Origin of the sequence: Undibacterium sp. Dicai25W, assembly GCF_049340505.1 — a bacterium.
GTDB classification, from domain to species: Bacteria; Pseudomonadota; Gammaproteobacteria; order Burkholderiales; family Burkholderiaceae_D; genus Undibacterium; species Undibacterium jejuense.
In genome coordinates, this window is the sequence record NZ_JBMPOQ010000022.1 from 40,290 (window position 1) to 58,628 (window position 18,339).

The following is an 18,339-nucleotide window of genomic DNA, read 5'->3' on the forward strand; positions in this document are numbered from 1 at the left end:
TTTAAACATCGTTTATACACCTTCGGAATAATAAGAAAATTGCCTATACCCCCTAATATTGGCTAATTTTGAAGATCAGAGATGAAACTTTTGGGTCAAGCGCGACAGACTTCCGTACAATATCGCTTTGATTTAGCAAAAAAGAAGAATAAGCATGTCCATACAATGGTTCCCCGGCCACATGAACGCCGCCCGCAAGAAAGCGGCGGAAACCATGGAAAACACCGATTTAGTGATTGAAGTGCTGGATGCACGCATCCCGCAAGCAAGTTGCAATCCCATGGTGGAGCAACTGCGCGTATTCCGTCAGCGTCCGTGTCTGAAAATTTTAAACAAGGCCGATCTCGCCGATCCTAACGCCACCAAGCAATGGCTGGATTTTTATAACGCCCAAAAAGATGTTTTTGCAGTGGCGATGAGTTGCAAAAAGCCAGCAGACGTTGCCAAAGTACCTGGCTTTGCGCAAAAACTGGCACCGCATCGTGCTGTGCCAACTAAGCCTCTACGCATGATGATCATGGGGATTCCCAACGTCGGTAAATCAACGTTGATGAATGCCTTGCTCAAAAAGCGCGTTGCCAACGTTGGTGACGAACCAGCGGTGACCAAGACCCAGCAACGCTTGTATCTCGGCAAAAATATGATTTTGACCGATACGCCTGGAATGTTGTGGCCTAAGATTGAACATCCTACAGATGGTCTGATGCTGGCAGCCAGTCATGCGATTGGTATCAACGCCTTGATTGAAGAAGAAATTGCGACTTTCCTCGCAGAGCAATTACTGCTGCATTATCCAAAGTCTCTGGTGACACGGTACGGCTTTAACCTCGAAGGTATGGATGCCGTTGCGGTTGTTGAAGGTGTTGCCATGAAGCGTGGCTACAAGCTCAAAGGTGGTGATTGGGATTTTGAAAAAGCGTCTCATACCTTATTGCTCGATTATCGTAGCGGCGCTTTAGGACGCATTAGTCTGGAAACACCTGCCAGTCGAGAACATTTGCTGGCAACCTATGTGCCACCTGTATTGTTGGGTCAAGGTAAGAGTGTACAAACCGGCATGGAGCCAGAAATCGAGGACGAGGATCAGGAATGATTCACAACGCTAGCTCTGCCTTGCTGCTACGTCAGGATGAGGCTGGCGTTACGACGTTGACGCTCAATCATGGCGAGCGTTTCAATGTGTTATCCGAAGAAATGCTGACGGAATTGCTAGCAGCATTGAAGACAATCGCACAAGACACGCAAGTGCGTGTTGTTGTATTGGCTGCTGCCGGAAAAGCCTTTTGCGCAGGGCACGATCTGAAGCAAATGCAAGCCAATCCTTCGCAAGCCTATTATCAATCCTTATTCCAGCAATGCAGCAAGCTGATGCTGGCGATACAACACTTGCCGCAACCGGTCATTGCACGCGTGCACGGGATCGCGACAGCGGCGGGTTGCCAATTGGTGGCGATGTGCGATCTCGCGGTGGCGGCGGACAGTGCGCGTTTTGCGGTTTCTGGCATCAATGTCGGTTTATTTTGCTCAACGCCCGCCGTGGCTTTGTCGCGTAATATATCGCGTAAGCAAGCGATGGAAATGTTATTGACCGGTGATTTTATGGACGCGCAAATGGCATTGCAGCGCGGCCTCATTAATCGCGTTGTTCCGGCTGATATGTTGGATACTTGTATTGCAGAATTGGTGGACAGCATTATCAGCAAACCCATGTCTGCCATCAGCATGGGTAAGCAACTATTCTATAAACAGCTGGAAATGGGTGTCGAAGCAGCATACCAATTGGCGGGGCAAACCATGGCCTGTAATATGATGGAAAATAGCGCACAAGAAGGCGTGCTAGCGTTTATTGAAAAGCGTCCGCTCAAAAAATAGTTTGATCTTTACGTTGCTTTTCTCTCTCGCAAACGCCCGAGTATCCAGCAATGAGTCGCTATCTCATGTTGTTGATAAAAATCATCGCTTGCGTGGCTTTTAGCGGGCTTGTTGCATCATCTTTTTTATCAACTCAGCCTCAGTGCTGCCATGATCTCGATCCTGATGACGTGTTCTTTTTGGGCGCATTTGCTTGCCCGAGATTAGATGTTACATTTTAAACGTTGGCTAATGCAGCAAGCGTTACCTAATGTTCGTCGCTTGCCGCATTCATCCGTCACCGGACGTGACTGATACGGTTTTATTGATTTTAAGACTAAACAACGGTGGTTTTTGCGAAGGATTCCAGGTAATCCATTAAGCCATCGATTGCCTTGGTAGCGAGTTCTTTTTTGCCTTTGGCAATTGCCTTTGCTACGAGTAAATGGCATCGTGCACATTCTTCTAAATCGCCCTCATGCTGATAGGCGTACCAGAAACGCCGGCTCTTGATGATCAGCGGAATCACTGCCGCCACTGCCGATGGATTGTTGCAGGCATCTTGGACGATATGGTCAAAAGCCTGATCCGCCTCCATGTACTCAGTCAAGGTTCGACGTTTGGCGGAAATCAGCATCTGCTCGGCACAAACGACCAGCTCTTTACCTTGTTGTGTCGACGCTCTTTCAGCGGCATTTTGCGCAATTAAGCGTTCCAGCACCCGCCGTGTTTCTAAGAGGGACAAATGCGCGGATGCCTCAATATCGCTGACCACCAGGCCACGCCGTGGCATTTGTCGTATTAAGCCATTGGAGGACATACGCATCAGTGCTTCGCGCAATGGGGTACGACCTAGTCCGGTTTTTTGTATGAGTTCAGCCTCAATAATGGCGGCGCCAGGAGTGAGTTCCATCGTCACGATCAAGCTTTCCAGCTTGTCATAGGCGATATCGGCAACACGTTTTTTTTCGGCAGGGGCAGAATTTTCTGGATTGATACGCATAGATGTAGATTAACTCAATATAAATATATCTTAACTTGATCATATCAACATATTTTCAAATTTTACTCAGTAAAAATGATTAATTGCAAAATTTTAAATTGTTTAATTGACGTGAAAGTTTGATCTCATACGGTAACTTGGGTTCGACACCAAACCGCGAGTAAAATTGCATAGGGTTGATATATTTTTTTGTCGCTGTATGCGGAGGTTGTAGGTTGATGGAAAAAAACATTTGTTCTTCAGGGAAACAACGCCAGGACTTGGCTGCGCTGGTGAGCGATGCCTTTTTTTCTGAAATTTTATTTGACGCAATGAGCGATATTGTATTTTTTGTGAAAGATCTCGGCGGGCATTATGTGGTCGTCAATCAAACACTGGTGCGCCGTTGCGGTCTGAGAGAAAAATCGGCCTTGTTGGGACGCAAAGCCAGCGATGTTTTCCCAAGCAGATTAGCAGCGAACTACGCAGCACAAGATGCAATGGTGTTGAGCGGTGTAAAAGAATTGCGTGATCAGCTCGAATTGCATTTATATCCTAATCGTTCACCGGGTTGGTGCCTGACTCAGAAAATACCTTTACGTGACCGACAACACAAAATCATAGGCATGACCGGTATCTCACGCGATCTGGCCAGTCCTGATCAGCGGCATCCTGTGTATGAAAAAATCGCGGCAGCAGTAGCCCATATACACCGACACTACGCGCAACCGATCAAAATGGCAGATTTGGTGAAATTAACAGGTTTATCAGTTGCGCAGTTAGAAAGAAATTTCCATAAAATTTTTTCACTGACACCACGTCAGATGATGGTCAAAATCCGGCTTGATGCCGCATCAGCCATGTTGGGGCAGGCTGAATTGAGTATTACCGATATTGCGCTGGCCTGCGGATATCAGGACCACAGCGCATTTTCGCGCGTTTTCAAAGCGACAGTCGGTATGACACCAAGCGAATATCGTGACGTAATAATTACTTAGACCTAGCAATGTAGAAAAGCTTATCGTATGCCCCACACAAACGGATCTCGCTCGTTCAACAGTAAGCTTGCTTCGGCATTCACAAACGCCGTGCCGCGCAGGATAGGCAAAATTTTTGGTGTTGCAGAATTCGCCTGATCAACGCCGGATGCAATGTGAAGTTGATATGAAGCTTCAAATACGCTACCCAGTATGCTTTCTTGTCGCCATACCTGACCCGGTGCCAGTTTGTCGTCCGCAGCAAGACACGCCAGCTTGGCGCTAGTGCCAGTACCGCATGGTGATCTGTCGTAAGCTTTACCCGGGCATAACACAAAGTTTTTACTGTGATTCGCGGCGTCACTTGCCGCTGCAAATAATTCAATGTGGTCGATCAGTGCGCCATCTTCACCAGTAATTTTATTGGCTTCCAATGCTAACCGTACGCGCCAGCAGTAATCGGTCAAGCTGTCTACTTCGGCAAGATGCAAGTCCTGACCATGTTCGCTGATCAGGAAGAACCAGTTGCCGCCCCATGCTATATCACCTTTGACCATCCCTATTCCTGGCACTTCAACGCTGACCGCCTGCATAAAACGATAGGCTGGCACGTTACGTACCGTCACTGAGTGATCTGCATGTAGCTCCGCTTCAACAATGCCAACTGGTGTTTCTATACGGTGCGTGCCGACATTGATTTTTTCCTGATAAGCCAGAGTAACGATAAAGCCTATCATGCCGTGACCACACATGCCGAGATAGTCGACGTTATTGAAAAAAATCACTCCTGCAACGCAATCCGGTTCTGATGGAGCGCAGGCCAGTGCACCAACTAAAACGTCGGAACCACGCGGTTCACACACAGTCGCAGTGCGAAAATGATCAAATTGTTCTTTGAAAATATGCAATTGTTGCGCGACTGAGCCAGACCCTAGATCTGGGCCACCACCGACAATCACACGGGTAGGTTCACCACCGGTATGCGAATCAATTATCATTATTTTTTTCATAGAAGCTCCGAAAATAGTTCAATATCGCTAGCATACGTTGCCTGACGAAGACCTGTCTTGTTCTGAAATGGATATGCAGTTGTGGAAATCGGCATAGCACGATGTGACGACTCAATCTGAGCAGGTAATTGATTATCAGATGGATGGCAAAAATGCAGCCATTAACTGATATGGATGCTAAAGTAGCGGTCGAATTCAGAAAATCATTAGCAATCTTCTAAATATTCTCGCTACACACAGATACGGGGCTGATTTAAAAATGCCCCAATTTGATTGAACATTAAAATTTGCATGAATCTATTCCCAGCAAAAAACGAACATCACATGCCCAGAGAGGTGAAGCGTCGCCTGTCAGCCGCTATTGTTTTTTCTGTGCTGCTGCATGCTTTTATTTTGTCTTTGCAATTTGGTGTGCCAGGGATAGGATTACCAGGCGCAGGTTCAGCGAAGTTAGAACATAGTGCCGCGACGCTACTGGCACCGGCAATGACGGTGCAGATTGAAAATGCCTTACCCACACCTTTATCCCCAATAAAACCACTTGTTGTTCCTGTACCAGTCCCGCCAATAGCGAAGCCAGAACTAACAATTGCACCGCACGGATTTCAACTTATTGCGCCGCCAGCGTTGCATCCTCAAGCTGCAACTATACTCAAAAGAGAAATTAAAAAAGAAGTAAATAAAGAAGTAAATAAAGAAAAGAATAAGTTGCTGACAGCACCTAAACGAAAATCTGCCAGCATCGCAAAATCAGAGCGCCCGCACAAAGTCATTGTTACCGAAATGCCGGATTTAATCACGCAAGATATTTTGCGAGACGATAGTTTTGTCGTTGCCGTGCGTGATCCTGATGAGGTGAAAAAAGAGGATGCGGTTCAAGAATTGGTTTCTAAAGTTCCAGAGCCTGTAGTTGCCGCGCCCCTGGAGGCAAAGGCAGAAATGCTAACCGAGCCAGAACCAACAATTATTCCACCGACGGCAAATACAGATGCCGCAGTCGCCAGCGTTGCTCGTTTTGAAGTTGATCATAGCAAACAGCAACAGAGGGAAGCTGAAATTCTGCAACGTACTCAGGATTTGTTAGCCACAAAAGCGCAGGACAACGCAGCAAAAGACAAAATTCTGCAGCAACTGGATGAAGATAATCGTCGTCAAGCAGAACAAATTCAACAAGCGGCTGCTTTGAAAAAGCAATTGGAAGTCGAACAGCAAGCGCAGGAGCAAAACTTAAAGACGCAACAGGAGCTTGCGACCGCCGCAACGCTTGCTTTGACCCAACAACAGCGTACCGAAACCACACGACAGTTTGACGAAGCGCTTAAACAACAATTGCAAGCAGAACTAGCTCAAAAAGAATTGCAACGCAAAGAACGCTTACGTGAAGTGACAAAAGTGCGGCAGCAAAAAGAAGAGCTTGAAGAAAAGGCATTGCAAGAAGCCGAAATTCAGCGTCAACTGCAAGCCCGCCAATTGGCGCAACAACAAGCCGCCCAGGCTGTTCTTGCGGCGCAGGCAGCAACCCAAGCAGCACAGATAGCGAACCAAAACACCAAAGGTCAAAGCGAAATACCAGGAAAAGACAGTCGGACATCGGCGCGTGCAAGCGGTGATGACATGTTTGGCAGTGGTAGCGTACATGCTGGCGCTGAGACTGCGACAGGGAATAAGTCGGGCGCTTTTGTGTTACCTAAGAGTTTGCTCAGCAGCGATCTGGCAAATCGTTCACGCGAATCGGCGCAAGGGCTAGGTTTGTTGCAAGGCAAGCCGCCATTGCCTTTACTGGATGAAAAAGCCAGACGACATACAATACTCAACAACATAGAAAAAGACGTGCAATTGCGTATGTATGCAGATAGCTGGAAACAAAAAATAGAACGCAACGGTAATTTAAATTACTCACAAAGTTCCAGCAATAAGTCACGTGGTGATCCGCTAGTCAGCGTTTCTATACGTCGCGATGGCAGCGTGGAGGAAATTACGATACTTCGTTCCAGCGGACGGGAAGATATTGATCAGGCGGTGCGCAATATCGTGCGTATCAATGCGCGATATGCTGCTTTTCCGCCGAGTATTGCCGCGCAGTATGATGTTTTGGAGATCCGACGCGTTTGGAGTTTTGATGATAATCTGCGGATTATCGAAGAAATTCGTTAAGACGAGTGGCTATCCTGTTGCGAAAAGTTTGCTATAAAGCAATTAAAAAGAGGGGATCATGCGTATCTTAATCACCGGTGGAACGGGACTGATCGGGCGTCGTTTATGTGCTGCGCTTCTGGTTCAAGGTCACAAGCTTACTGTCTTGAGTCGTCGCAGCCAACAAGTGTCAGTCTTGTGCGGCGCTGGTGTGACTGCGATGTCCAGCCTAGACGAATACCATCGTGATACGTCATTTGATGCGGTCATCAATCTTGCCGGAGAACCCATCGTTGACGCTCGTTGGAGTGAGCGTCGCAAACAAATTTTACGCCAGAGCCGTATTGATTTAACGGAAAGCTTAATCCAAAAAATGCGTGAAGCGTCCCATCGCCCACAAATTTTTTTAAGTGGTTCCTCGATTGGTTATTACGGCGATGGAGGCGATGTCATTTTGAGCGAACAAGCGCAAGCGGGCGGTGACTTTGGCGCTCAGCTATGCGTTGATTGGGAAGCCGCTGCGATGGCCGCCGCCGCATTGGGAATACGTACCTGCATTTTGCGTACAGGACTCGTGCTTGATGCCGCTGGCGGTATGCTTCAGAAAATGCACTTACCGTTTAGTCTCTGTCTGGGGGCCAGAATCGGTAACGGCTATCAATGGATGAGCTGGATTCATATTGATGACTATGTTGCCATACTGCAGTTCTTGTTGCAGCACCACAATGCCGCTGGATGCTTCAATATGGTGGCACCAGAACCCGTGACGAATCGTAAATTTACCCGATTGCTGGCTTTGGCTTTGCATCGACCGGTATTTTTTGTCACACCGGCATTTTTATTAAAATTGGCGTTGGGTGAGATGTCCGAGTTACTGATCGGAGGACAGCGTGTTATCCCCGCCAAGATCAGCGCCTTGGGTTACCAGTTTAAACATCCGTCATTGCTACCAGCATTGACGGATTTATTGAAACGTTCAGGATAAATATCAGGGCAGAGCCGCTGGCGACGTGTAATAGATGCCTGACAGTTTTTTGAATTGTCCGCCATCGGTATTAATGGTCGTCTGATGCACCTCTCCTGCACTGAATACCACGCCCATTGCACCGGCTGCTACCAGATCCGCCGCGTGATTTAAAAAATAGTGAACCCGGTTATCCCGCCATTGTCCTGATGAGCCGCCAGGCGTAGTCGAGGGTGCGCCCAAAGGCGTTTGCCACCAGAGCAGTGGTAACTGCAGGCTGGTATTGAAATTACTGCCTTGTGCGATGTTTTGTGCGAAATTAGGTGTGTTGGTATTGGCTTCATCCCAATACCAGGCAGTTCCGGGACGTGAGCAATACGAAGGTTGAGGTATGGCCTCAAAACAACCTGCATCCCGATCCAGAGTTTGCATGACGACAAAGTCGGCCTTTGCTGTGCCAAGCTTTTGCATGAAACCTACGGAGGCGGGATACAAATCACTTGCCAAAGACGGTGGAAATCCTACGTAAGCATTCGGCGCGTAAGTGCGTGCCGTCAATAGCAGGCATTGGGCTACCCCAGCTACGTTGTTGGGTAAATTAGCGCAATCAGTGTTGCTGTTGACGAGCGCGGTAACCGAGGTAGGGTCTGCGTTAGTGCTTGCTCTTTGTGCGTATTCCCAAAAATCAGGTTCGAAATTAACTAACACCGGTTTTCCGAAAATTTTGATTTGTTGAAATAATAGCCTGACATTGCTCCAGTAGGCGCTCATAAACGTGGGGTTGGTTAAGCCGCTCAGATTGCCATCGCCATTCGCCGCCATTTGATATAGCGTAAACATAGGAACAGCACCAAGACTAGCGGCATTTTGTGCAACCACCTGCACATAGGCACCAGAAGGGCTATTCCAGGTTGGCCACGCCCCGCTGCCGACACCAGTCAGGTATTGGTCGTAGATATCGACATGAATATTTTGCGTCTGAATATCGGACACATTGGTTGTGCCTAAACCTAGCAGTAAGCGCTTCGATAAACCGAGATTGGTCGCCAGCACCCCAGGTTTTTGTTGCAAGGTTGGCGGTGTCGTTGGAGGGGGCGTTGGTGGCGTGGAGGGTGGCGTCGGAATCGTCGTTGACGTTGTTGTGTCACTGACTGGTGTCGTTGTTCCACCGCCGCAAGCGGAGATCAGCACGGAAATGCCAAAAATAAGTAAGCGTGATAGTTTCATGTAAGCAAAAAAACGAATGACTGATCTAGGTATGATAGTCTAAGCTGCAGACTGGCGTTGTGAAACCGTGTAAAAGTGTGTTTCACATTCGTTAAGCAAAGTACAATGCCAGTTTTTTTGAAAGCGATACTTTTGATTTTCGTATGAGTACAGGCAATGCCAAATTTATCCTTCATGCCAGTCTTTCTCGCCAGGCTTGTGCACAATGTCAGCGTCCACTTACTAACTGTATCTGCCGCTGGATAAAGCCGATCGCGAACCTGGTCGAGGTGTTGATTTTGCAACATCCACTGGAAGTAAATAACGCGAAAGGAAGTGCTCGCTTACTTGATCTTTGTTTGCAAGCATCGCAAATAATCATCGGTGAAAATTTTGCGGCTGATGAGCTTTTAAGTGTATTACATGCACCATCTTGTCAGAACCCTGGTTCGTATGCGTTACAACCTGTGCTTCTGTATCCGGATACCGGTGAAAATCAAGCTATTGACCTGGTTACGTCAACTGAGACTCGATTTCAGGAAAACCAAGATCCTCGCGGACTTCGTTTAGTGATTCTGGACGCCACCTGGCGCAAAAGTCGCAAGATGCTGTATCTCAATCCGGTATTGCAAACTTTGCCAAGGCTCAGTCTGACAGCGATGCCCGCATCCCATTACCGCATACGTAAAGCCCATAAGCCGGATCAACTTTCCAGTCTGGAAGCGAGTACTTACGCGCTAATGCGGCTTGAAAGCGATGAAGAAAAATATTTGCCATTGCTCGAAGCCTTTGATGGTTTTGTCGAACAGCAAATGCAGTTTATGCCACCACGCAAGTAAAAAAGCCCCGCACAGTGGCGGGGCTTTTCATTGGTGCGCTAACTCAGATCAGCACATTGATAATAGCATTACCGATACCGACCAATGCTGCGCCAGAAACCAAGCCAGCACAGATAGGTTCACAACCATCGACCCAGAAGTCATAGCCCTTGGTGCCAGGTGTCGCATTGCGGCGACCCATGTACCAGAACACCATCGCACCTATCCACATTGCCAGGCTGGACTCTGGTGGTAACACAACACCAAGGCCGATTGATACGGCCGATAAGGGGAAGCGTCCTTTGGTCACAATTTTTGCGACCTCGATTACGATGGCGCTGATCGCTGCTACGATCATGGAGATCACTGCGGAGGTATGCAGACTATGCACACCTTTCGCAATCAGGTCAGCAACGCCTTTCCATTGTACCGCTGCCGGAAATGCAAATTGGTCACTCAAAATGCTTGCAGTACTACGAAGACCATTTGCGTCCGCTGGTAAGAACAGCAAATAGTACAGTGGGATACAAGCGAGTGCACCAGCAAAAATACCAATGACATGGCCAATTGCTTGCTGACGTGGCTTTGCCCCGAGCATATAACCGGGTTTGATGTCAGACAGCAGATTCGACGCATTCATTGCAACTTCTGCAGTCATACCTGCAGGCAAGATATTGTTGGCCGGATTCACATGGTCAATTGCGCCAATTGAGAATTGCGTGATTTTTGACAATGCCCCCGTCGGTACCCAAGAAGTCAAGGCCATTGAGTTAATGCCAATAATTGTGAGAACAAAGATTAATGGTAACGAAATGAAAGAAAGCAACCATGACACGCCAAAGAACTCGTGTGTTACCGCAGCACCAATTACGCTGAAAATTGGCACACCAATATACGACACCCACAGCGGCAATTCTATGTCTTTCAATACATCGCTTGTTGATTCAGGCGTTGCTTTTTTCTTCAAATTTTTAAACGCATTGGTAAAGATCTCCGGCTTCGCTAACAAGCTCACCATAGATCCAACCACCATCATCGATACGCCCCACCACAGTGACCATTGGTTTACAATTTCTGCACGAGTCAGCGCAACAACATGACCATCAATACCGATACGCGGTGCAATGTCGCCCTGATTAATCATGATTGGCGCCAGGATGACAAAATTGATGAATGCGCCCAACAACACGCTGCTGGCAACGCGTATGCCCATCAAGCCGCCAAGGCCAAACATTGCTGCATCAACGGTAAAGCGCAGGCCCAGTGTGCGGAAGTCAACGCCAGCGATCTTCGGTGACCATAGGTCATATTTGACCATGGCAGCGTAATAGTAGTCGTCAAAACGCTCATGCAGGTTCCAGGCTTCTTTCATGCCCGTCCATTGATCCATGCGCAGGATTTTGAACTGTATTAATTTCATCCATCCGTCGCTGATGATCATTTGGTACAAACCGGTAAATACTGCCGTCATTCCCAGTAAGCGTGCTTTGAACATACCAACGTTTGCGTCGCCGGTATATAAAGAATCCAGCACGACACCGCAAGCGCGTCCTTCAGGGAAAGGTAACTGATCTTCATTGATAAAGCGGCGCTTCATCGGAAAGGCGATTAACACGCCCAAAATAGCAACCACGATCATCCAGACCATCATTTGCCACCATGGGATGATTTTTCCGCTGACCAGCATGAAAGCCGTCAGACTGGCAATCAATGGTGAAACCATGTAGCCGGACGCTGTAGCAATTGACTGAGTACAGTTATTTTCAAGAACCGTGAAGTCACTGGCGATCCCAGCTTGTGCCAGCAACTTAAACATGGCAAACGCCAAAATGACAGAAGTCAGCCCAACTCCAATACCGACACCAGTCTTTGCGCCAATGTATAAGGCGGTCGCGGCTAAGATGCCACCTAGTATGAAACCAGTCAGCGCCGAACGCAGTGTCAATTGCGCCATGTCACCACGGTAAATATTGGTAAACCACCATTCATCCTTTTGGGATCGGGTCCAGGTTTTTATCTGTTCATCGGATAGATGTTGCAGCGCCATTATGTCTCCAGCGTCGTGTTTAGGGTAATAAACGAGGGTAAAGCATCTGTTTGATAAAACCATCAAAAAGACGACTTTATTCGATTAAAAATGAAAGTTTTCTTTCAGGTGCCGCAGTATCTAAGTCTGTCATCAGACTGTCAAGCATCATCAGGAGAAAACCACAATTTGCTTGTGATGCAGTGCGACAAAAGAAGTTCGATAAATTTATTAAATGGTTATCGTTGTGAGGCAAGTTCAGCCCTTTAAACCTCTTTTCCCGCAAGGAGAGGGACGTGGTAATGGTGGGGCAGCGATGGTGCAGAGTGCATTGTTTTAAGTTAGATTTACCCAAAAAAAGCAAAAAGCCCCACAACTTGCGTTGCGGGGCTTTGATGAATGCGACTCTGTAGTGAGTAGCAAGCGATATTACATCATACCGCCCATGCCACCCATACCGCCCATACCACCCATGTCACCCATGCCGCCTGCTGGTTTGTCTTCAGACAATTCAGCAACCAGAGCATCAGTCGTCAGGATCAGACCAGCAACAGACGCTGCATTTTGCAATGCAGAGCGAGTTACTTTTGCTGGGTCCAGAATACCCATTTCGATCATATCACCGTAGGTGTCGTTTGCAGCATTGAAACCGAAGTTGCCAGTGCCGTTCAAAATCGCGTTAACAACAACGCTTGGTTCGCCACCAGCGTTGGCAACGATTTCGCGCAATGGTGCTTCGATTGCTTTGAGAACCAGTTTGATACCGGCTTCTTGATCAGCATTGTCGCCTTTGATCACGCCAGCAGCTGCACGTGCACGCAACAGAGCAACACCACCGCCAGGAACAACGCCTTCTTCAACCGCTGCACGAGTAGCATGCAACGCATCTTCAACGCGTGCTTTTTTCTCTTTCATTTCAACTTCAGTTGCAGCACCAACTTTGATCACTGCAACGCCGCCTGCCAATTTGGCAACGCGTTCTTGCAGTTTTTCACGGTCGTAGTCAGAGCTTGCTTCTTCGATCTGAGCGCGGATTTGTTTAACACGTGCTTCGATACCGATTGCCTGGCCTGCGCCGTCGATTACTGTGGTGTTTTCTTTGCCGATTTCGATACGTTTAGCTTGACCCAGATCAGCCAGAGTTGCTTTTTCCAGTGTCAGACCAACTTCTTCAGCGATTACTTGGCCGCCAGTCAGGATAGCGATGTCTTCCAACATTGCTTTACGACGGTCACCAAAGCCAGGCGCTTTAACAGCAGCTGTTTTCAGGATGCCACGGATGTTGTTCACAACCAGAGTTGCCAGCGCTTCGCCGTCAACATCTTCAGCGATGATCAACAGTGGGCGACCAGATTTTGCCACTTGTTCCAGAACTGGGAGCAGATCACGGATGTTCGAGATTTTTTTGTCGAACAACAGAACGTATGGGTTTTCCAGGATAACGGATTGTTTTTCTGGGTTATTGATGAAGTATGGTGACAAGTAGCCACGGTCAAACTGCATACCTTCAACGATGTCGAGTTCGTTGTCGAGAGATTTACCGTCTTCAACTGTGATCACGCCTTCTTTACCTACTTTGTCCATGGCACGGGCGATGATATCGCCGATGTTTTGGTCAGAGTTAGCAGAGATAGAACCAACTTGAGCGATCTCTTTGTTGGTTGTTGTTGGCTTGGACAGAGTTTTGATTTCTGCAACGATAGCTACAACTGCTTTGTCGATACCGCGTTTCAAGTCTGTTGGGTTGAAACCAGCTGCAACGTATTTGAAGCCTTCGCGAACGATAGCTTGTGCCAATACTGTTGCTGTTGTTGTACCGTCACCAGCGTTGTCAGAAGTACGGGAAGCGACTTCTTTCACGAGCTGCGCGCCCATGTTTTCCAGTTTGTCTTTGAGTTCGATTTCTTTAGCGACTGACACGCCGTCTTTAGTCACTGTTGGCGCGCCGAAAGAGCGTTCCAGAACAACGTTACGGCCTTTAGGGCCCAGTGTTACTTTAACTGCGTTAGCCAGAATATTTACGCCATTAACGATTTTCGCACGTGCGTCATCGCCAAAAATTACTTGTTTAGCTGCCATGTTATTTTCTCCGGAATCTTGAGGATTTCTAACTACTTAGGAATACAGGAATTATTTCTGTACGATCGCGAAGATGTCTTCTTCACGCATAACTAACACTTCATTGCCGTCAACTTTGACAGATTGGCCAGAGTATTTGCCGAACAATACGCGATCGCCAACTTTGACTTCGAGTGCGCGCACAGTGCCGTTATCCAATTGTTTACCTGTACCAACGGCTAATACTTCACCTTGATCTGGTTTTTCTGCTGCCGCGTCAGGCAGAACGATACCGGATGCAGTTTTTGTTTCTTGATCCAGACGTTTAACGATCAGACGATCGTGCAGGGGACGAAGGTTCATACAAGCTCCTTTAAATTTGCGAGTAATTACGAGGGAATACTATTGAATTCAATTTAAGCTGGGGAAAGACTTTGTTAGCACTCTCTCCCAACGAGTGCTAATTATATGGGCGGGGTGCTGGTATTTCAAGGACAAAAACGATAAGAATTTTTTTAATCCTTATAAAACAGTTACTTAGATGATTTTGACCGGGACGTGATTTCGGTTCAGAATTGGAATTATTTAAAAAGCTTCACTTTTCCACAATCAACAAATAAGGAACTTGACTCAGCACTTACGAAAAATACCCGTGCAAATATTGCCAAAAAGACATTGAAAGTGTGTTGCATTTTGAAAAACTACTGGCAGTGGTGAGTATTTTGAGTATTTAGCTCAAATGTGATAAGTTCCGCCTATGAAACGATTTTCATTGCGCTCATTGACGATATATTTGTTGCTGATAATGCTACCTTTGCAAGGGTTTGCAGTCAGTAGCATGTCGTTATGTGGACAGGTTTCGTATCCGTCAGTATCCGTAGCATCGATGTCACCGTGCAAACAGCACCGGCAGATCTCGCTTAGCTCGCAAGGTGTTGAAAACGACGTTAAAAAAATTTCTTCAAATCAACTTGATTTACATGGCCATTGCAAAGCGAATTCAGCTTGTTGCAGTGGGCTTGCTTTGCTCACTTCAGTTGGCCTGACGATACCGTCAGATTTTTCTCCTGTTGCATATAATAGTTATCCCCCATCATTTTCTTCTTTGGTGTCTGGCACACCGGAACGTCCCCCCAAATCTTTGCTTTCCTGATGACGCGATCCCGCTTTTTAGCGGATTCTTTTTTGAGTTTATGATTTAAATGCTTTTTGCTGTAAGGATGGGTAACAGATCCTTCTTTGCTCTTGCATAGGCATTTAATTTGCCCAGAATATTGACGGGAATGATATGCCGCCATTTTTTTCACTTAGTACGCGTTCATTGATGAGCGCCTCAGTTATAGTTTTCACCTTATCAGCTTGCGGCAGCTTTGATGCGCAGAATGCAATCTTGAAGGTGAATGAGACGATTCCGGCTTTCACTGGAGGTCGCCTTGAAATGGTTGGAGGGAGCCAGCAATTTCGTATCCAAGAAGCCAAAACAAAAGATTTATTGACGCAAAGTCGTGAGCAAGGTTTGTCGCAAAATGATGCGGTTCACATCGCACTGGTCAATAATCCGGCTTTACAGGGATTGCTGGCACGACATGCTGCAAACGGCGCTATTGCTGCGCAGAGCGGGCAGATTGCCAATCCTTTATTGACACTGGAAAGTATTCGTCGCGGCGATGCTTCAGATCTTTCGCGTATGATTAGTTTTAGCTTAGTTGATTTGTTGAGCTTATCGCAAAGACAGAATCTGGCGCAGAGTAAGATCAGTGAAGGGCAATTGCAAATGAGTATCGAGGTGGTAAATCGTATTACTCAAGTACGTAAGGCATGGGTTGATGCGGTCGCTGCGAAACAAAGTTTTATTTACGCAAATCAGGTCAACGATGTGGCGCAATCGAGCGCGACGTTAGCGAAACAGATGCGTGATGCCGGAAATTTCAGTAAGTTGCAAGCGGCAAGGCAGCAGGCTTTTTATGCAGATGCTTTTATGCAATTTAAAGCGGCACAACAGCGTGAGGTCAGTAGTCGCGAGAATTTAATCCGCCTACTTGGTTTGACAGATGAGCAAAAGCAAATGCTCCATTTGCCAGAGCGTTTGCCAAACTTACCTACAGCGCCTATCGATGCAGAAAAAATCAAAGACGCTGCAAATGCAGAGCGATTGGACATACGACTTGCAAAAATTCATTTGGAATATGCGGCCAAGCGGCAAGGTTTAACCTCCTTGACTAGTTGGACTGATGTGCAGCTAAGTGTGGCGCGTGAAACTGGTTCGGGCAGCTCCGGCACACGCGGTGACGTTAATAGTCTCAGCGATGCGGGCGCAAAACGCACTACACAGATCAGCTTTAGTTTGCCATTATTTGATCAAGGACAGTTGCAACGCGATTCGATGAACGCCAATACACGCGCCGCCAGTTTTGAATTGGAAAGTGTGATGCGCAACGCGGCCTCAACATTGAGAGAATCGTATTCTGCTTATCTGACTAGCTATGACATTGCTCAGCATTACCACACGGATGTTTTGGTTTTGCATGAACAAATTTTGCGTGAAAACCAATTGCGCTACAACGGCATGTTGGTCAGTGTTTTTGAGTTGCTGGATGACGCGCGTACGCAAGTCCATGGCGTGATCGCTGCTATTCAGGCGGAACAAGATTTTTGGTTAGCGGACGCAGCTTTGCAAGCGGAAATTATTGGTGCGCCACATATTACGAGCGGCCAGGATTCAAGGAATATAAATGAGTGAGTCCCACATCTTATTTCAACACATCTGTGCAATGTGTCGCTCAAAATTTTCCCAAGAGTAAAAACCATGAATTCCAGAAGATATTTTTTAAAGGCAGCTGGTCTGAGTAGTATTGCAGGTGGCGCGATGGCAGCAGCCAGCGTCAGCAAAGTCGCACTCGCCGCATTGCCAGAAATAGTGAGCCAGGTGGACCCAAACACCATGCCACCGTTGACACCCACAAATGGTCGTCCGTATCGTCCGGTAGTGACCTTAAACGGTTGGACTTTGCCATGGCGCATGAACAATGGTGTCAAGGAATTTCACTTGATTGCCGAGCCAGTGGTGAGAGAGATGGCACCTGGCATGAAAGCCCAACTGTGGGGCTACAACGGGCAAAGCCCGGGTCCAACAATAGAGGTGGTGGAGGGTGACCGTGTACGTATCTTTGTCACGAATCGCTTGCCCGAGGCTACCAGTATGCATTGGCACGGACAGCGTTTGCCCAATGGCATGGATGGCGTTTCTGGTTTAACGCAAGCGGCAATACAGCCAGGAAAAACGTATGTCTATGAGTTTGTTGCTAGGCGTCCGGGCACATTTATGTATCACCCCCACGCCGACGAAATGACACAAATGGCAATGGGGATGATGGGGTCATGGATAACCCATCCACGCCATGCGCATCCTTTGATAGATGAAGTAGATCGTGATTTTGTTTTTCTGATCAACGCTTATAACATTGAACCTGGCGCTGCCAGACCGAATATCATGACGATGACTGATTTTAATTTGTGGTCGTGGAACAGTAGGGTATTTCCGGGCATTGATAGTCTGAATGTACGTAAGAATGACAAGGTCAGAATTCGTGTCGGTAATTTAAGCATGACCAATCATCCCATCCATATTCACGGTCACGAATTTTATGTCACCGGAACAGATGGTGGGGCGATTCCAAAAACGGCGCGTTGGCCAGAAGTGACGACTGATATTGCGGTCGGACAAATGCGCCAGATAGAATTCATCGCCGACGAAGAAGGTGACTGGGCTTTTCATTGTCACAAGAGTCATCACACCATGAACGCGATGGGTCATAGCGTGCCAACCATGATAGGCGTGGATCAGACTGCTGTGATGGAAAAGCTCAGTCAGCTCATGCCATCGTATATGGCAATGGGTGAAAACGGCATGGGTGACATGAGCAAGATGCAGATGCCATTACCAGAAAATACTTTGCCAATGATGTCCGGCGATGGTCCTTATGGCAGTTTGGAAATGGGGGGCATGTTCAGCGTTTTAAAAGTGCGTCACAATCAGCCTCATGGCGATTATAAAGATCCCGGTTGGTACCAACATCCAAAGGGAACAAGCGCGTATGAATATCAAGGTGCAATTGATACACCCTTACGCCAACATGCGGAGGTAAAAACAGTTGAGCAGAACCAAATTGAGTTGAAGGTGATTAAACGTAAGCACCCGGTCAACACAGGTTGACCGATCCTTAGATTGATGATCGGATTTATTGAGCAGGCTTCCAGTTGTGCGGAAGTAGTTCGCTGATGCGGCTGAATGGTTGCAATGGTAGCCTTTCCAAT

At 47.3% G+C, this 18,339-nt stretch carries 15 protein-coding genes; 8 read left to right on the plus strand and 7 right to left on the minus strand.

Annotated elements, in window-relative coordinates; genetic code table 11:
- Positions 1-154 precede the first annotated feature (154 nt).
- Complete coding sequence (ylqF, locus tag ACO0KY_RS17340; RefSeq protein WP_423048131.1) at positions 155-1,093, plus strand: ribosome biogenesis GTPase YlqF; 939 nt, start codon at positions 155-157, stop codon at positions 1,091-1,093.
- Positions 1,090-1,872: an enoyl-CoA hydratase gene (locus tag ACO0KY_RS17345; protein WP_423048133.1), complete on the plus strand. Its 783-nt coding sequence runs from the start codon at positions 1,090-1,092 to the stop codon at positions 1,870-1,872. The genes ylqF and ACO0KY_RS17345 overlap by 4 nt, the downstream gene beginning before the upstream one ends.
- A 316-nt stretch (positions 1,873-2,188) precedes the next feature.
- Here ACO0KY_RS17345 and ACO0KY_RS17350 read toward each other — a convergent pair whose 3' ends face one another.
- Positions 2,189-2,854 (minus strand): GntR family transcriptional regulator, encoded by a 666-nt coding sequence (locus ACO0KY_RS17350; protein ID WP_423048135.1) that lies wholly within the window; start codon positions 2,852-2,854, stop codon positions 2,189-2,191.
- A gap of 218 nt (positions 2,855-3,072) precedes the next feature.
- Here ACO0KY_RS17350 and ACO0KY_RS17355 point away from each other — a divergent pair, with 218 nt between their 5' ends.
- Complete coding sequence (locus ACO0KY_RS17355) at positions 3,073-3,831, plus strand: helix-turn-helix domain-containing protein (RefSeq protein WP_423048137.1); 759 nt, start codon at positions 3,073-3,075, stop codon at positions 3,829-3,831.
- Positions 3,832-3,851: 20 nt separating this feature from the next.
- Here ACO0KY_RS17355 and ACO0KY_RS17360 read toward each other — a convergent pair whose 3' ends face one another.
- The gene (locus ACO0KY_RS17360; protein ID WP_423048139.1) at positions 3,852-4,820 is read right to left on the minus strand and encodes a 4-hydroxyproline epimerase; all 969 of its coding nucleotides are present in this window, start codon (positions 4,818-4,820) and stop codon (positions 3,852-3,854) included.
- Positions 4,821-5,111: 291 nt separating this feature from the next.
- Between ACO0KY_RS17360 and ACO0KY_RS17365 the strand changes: the two genes are divergently transcribed.
- Positions 5,112-6,974, plus strand: coding sequence for a TonB family protein (locus ACO0KY_RS17365; protein WP_423048141.1), 1,863 nt, complete (start codon positions 5,112-5,114; stop codon positions 6,972-6,974).
- Between the two features lie 58 nt (positions 6,975-7,032).
- Positions 7,033-7,938, plus strand: a complete 906-nt coding sequence (locus ACO0KY_RS17370) for a TIGR01777 family oxidoreductase (RefSeq protein ID WP_423048143.1) — start codon at positions 7,033-7,035, stop codon at positions 7,936-7,938.
- A 3-nt stretch (positions 7,939-7,941) separates the two neighbouring features.
- Here the strand turns inward: ACO0KY_RS17370 and ACO0KY_RS17375 are convergent, their stop codons facing one another.
- Positions 7,942-9,144, minus strand: a complete 1,203-nt coding sequence (locus tag ACO0KY_RS17375; protein ID WP_423048145.1) for a hypothetical protein — start codon at positions 9,142-9,144, stop codon at positions 7,942-7,944.
- Between the two features lie 143 nt (positions 9,145-9,287).
- Here ACO0KY_RS17375 and ACO0KY_RS17380 point away from each other — a divergent pair, with 143 nt between their 5' ends.
- A complete protein-coding gene (locus tag ACO0KY_RS17380) occupies positions 9,288-9,962 on the plus strand; it encodes a tRNA-uridine aminocarboxypropyltransferase (protein WP_423048147.1) in 675 nt (224 codons plus the stop codon).
- Between the two features lie 43 nt (positions 9,963-10,005).
- On the opposite strand, the gene ACO0KY_RS17385 is transcribed toward ACO0KY_RS17380, so the two are convergent.
- The 4 genes from ACO0KY_RS17385 to ACO0KY_RS17400 all read right to left on the minus strand — a co-directional run bounded on the left by ACO0KY_RS17385 (position 10,006) and on the right by ACO0KY_RS17400 (position 15,323).
- A complete protein-coding gene (locus ACO0KY_RS17385; RefSeq protein ID WP_423048149.1) occupies positions 10,006-11,988 on the minus strand; it encodes an OPT family oligopeptide transporter in 1,983 nt (660 codons plus the stop codon).
- A 408-nt stretch (positions 11,989-12,396) separates the two neighbouring features.
- Positions 12,397-14,046, minus strand: a complete 1,650-nt coding sequence (gene groL, locus ACO0KY_RS17390; protein ID WP_422991415.1) for a chaperonin GroEL — start codon at positions 14,044-14,046, stop codon at positions 12,397-12,399.
- A gap of 51 nt (positions 14,047-14,097) precedes the next feature.
- Positions 14,098-14,388, minus strand: coding sequence for a co-chaperone GroES (groES, locus tag ACO0KY_RS17395; RefSeq protein ID WP_422999569.1), 291 nt, complete (start codon positions 14,386-14,388; stop codon positions 14,098-14,100).
- Between the two features lie 665 nt (positions 14,389-15,053).
- Complete coding sequence (locus tag ACO0KY_RS17400; RefSeq protein WP_423048151.1) at positions 15,054-15,323, minus strand: hypothetical protein; 270 nt, start codon at positions 15,321-15,323, stop codon at positions 15,054-15,056.
- 26 nt (positions 15,324-15,349) lie between these two features.
- On the opposite strand from ACO0KY_RS17400, the gene ACO0KY_RS17405 reads away from it, so the two are divergent.
- Positions 15,350-16,765 carry a TolC family protein gene (locus ACO0KY_RS17405; protein WP_423048153.1) on the plus strand — a complete coding sequence of 472 codons (1,416 nt, stop codon included), beginning with the start codon at positions 15,350-15,352 and terminating at the stop codon, positions 16,763-16,765.
- Between the two features lie 66 nt (positions 16,766-16,831).
- Positions 16,832-18,238: a multicopper oxidase family protein gene (locus ACO0KY_RS17410; RefSeq protein ID WP_423048155.1), complete on the plus strand. Its 1,407-nt coding sequence runs from the start codon at positions 16,832-16,834 to the stop codon at positions 18,236-18,238.
- Positions 18,239-18,339: the final 101 nt, after the last annotated feature.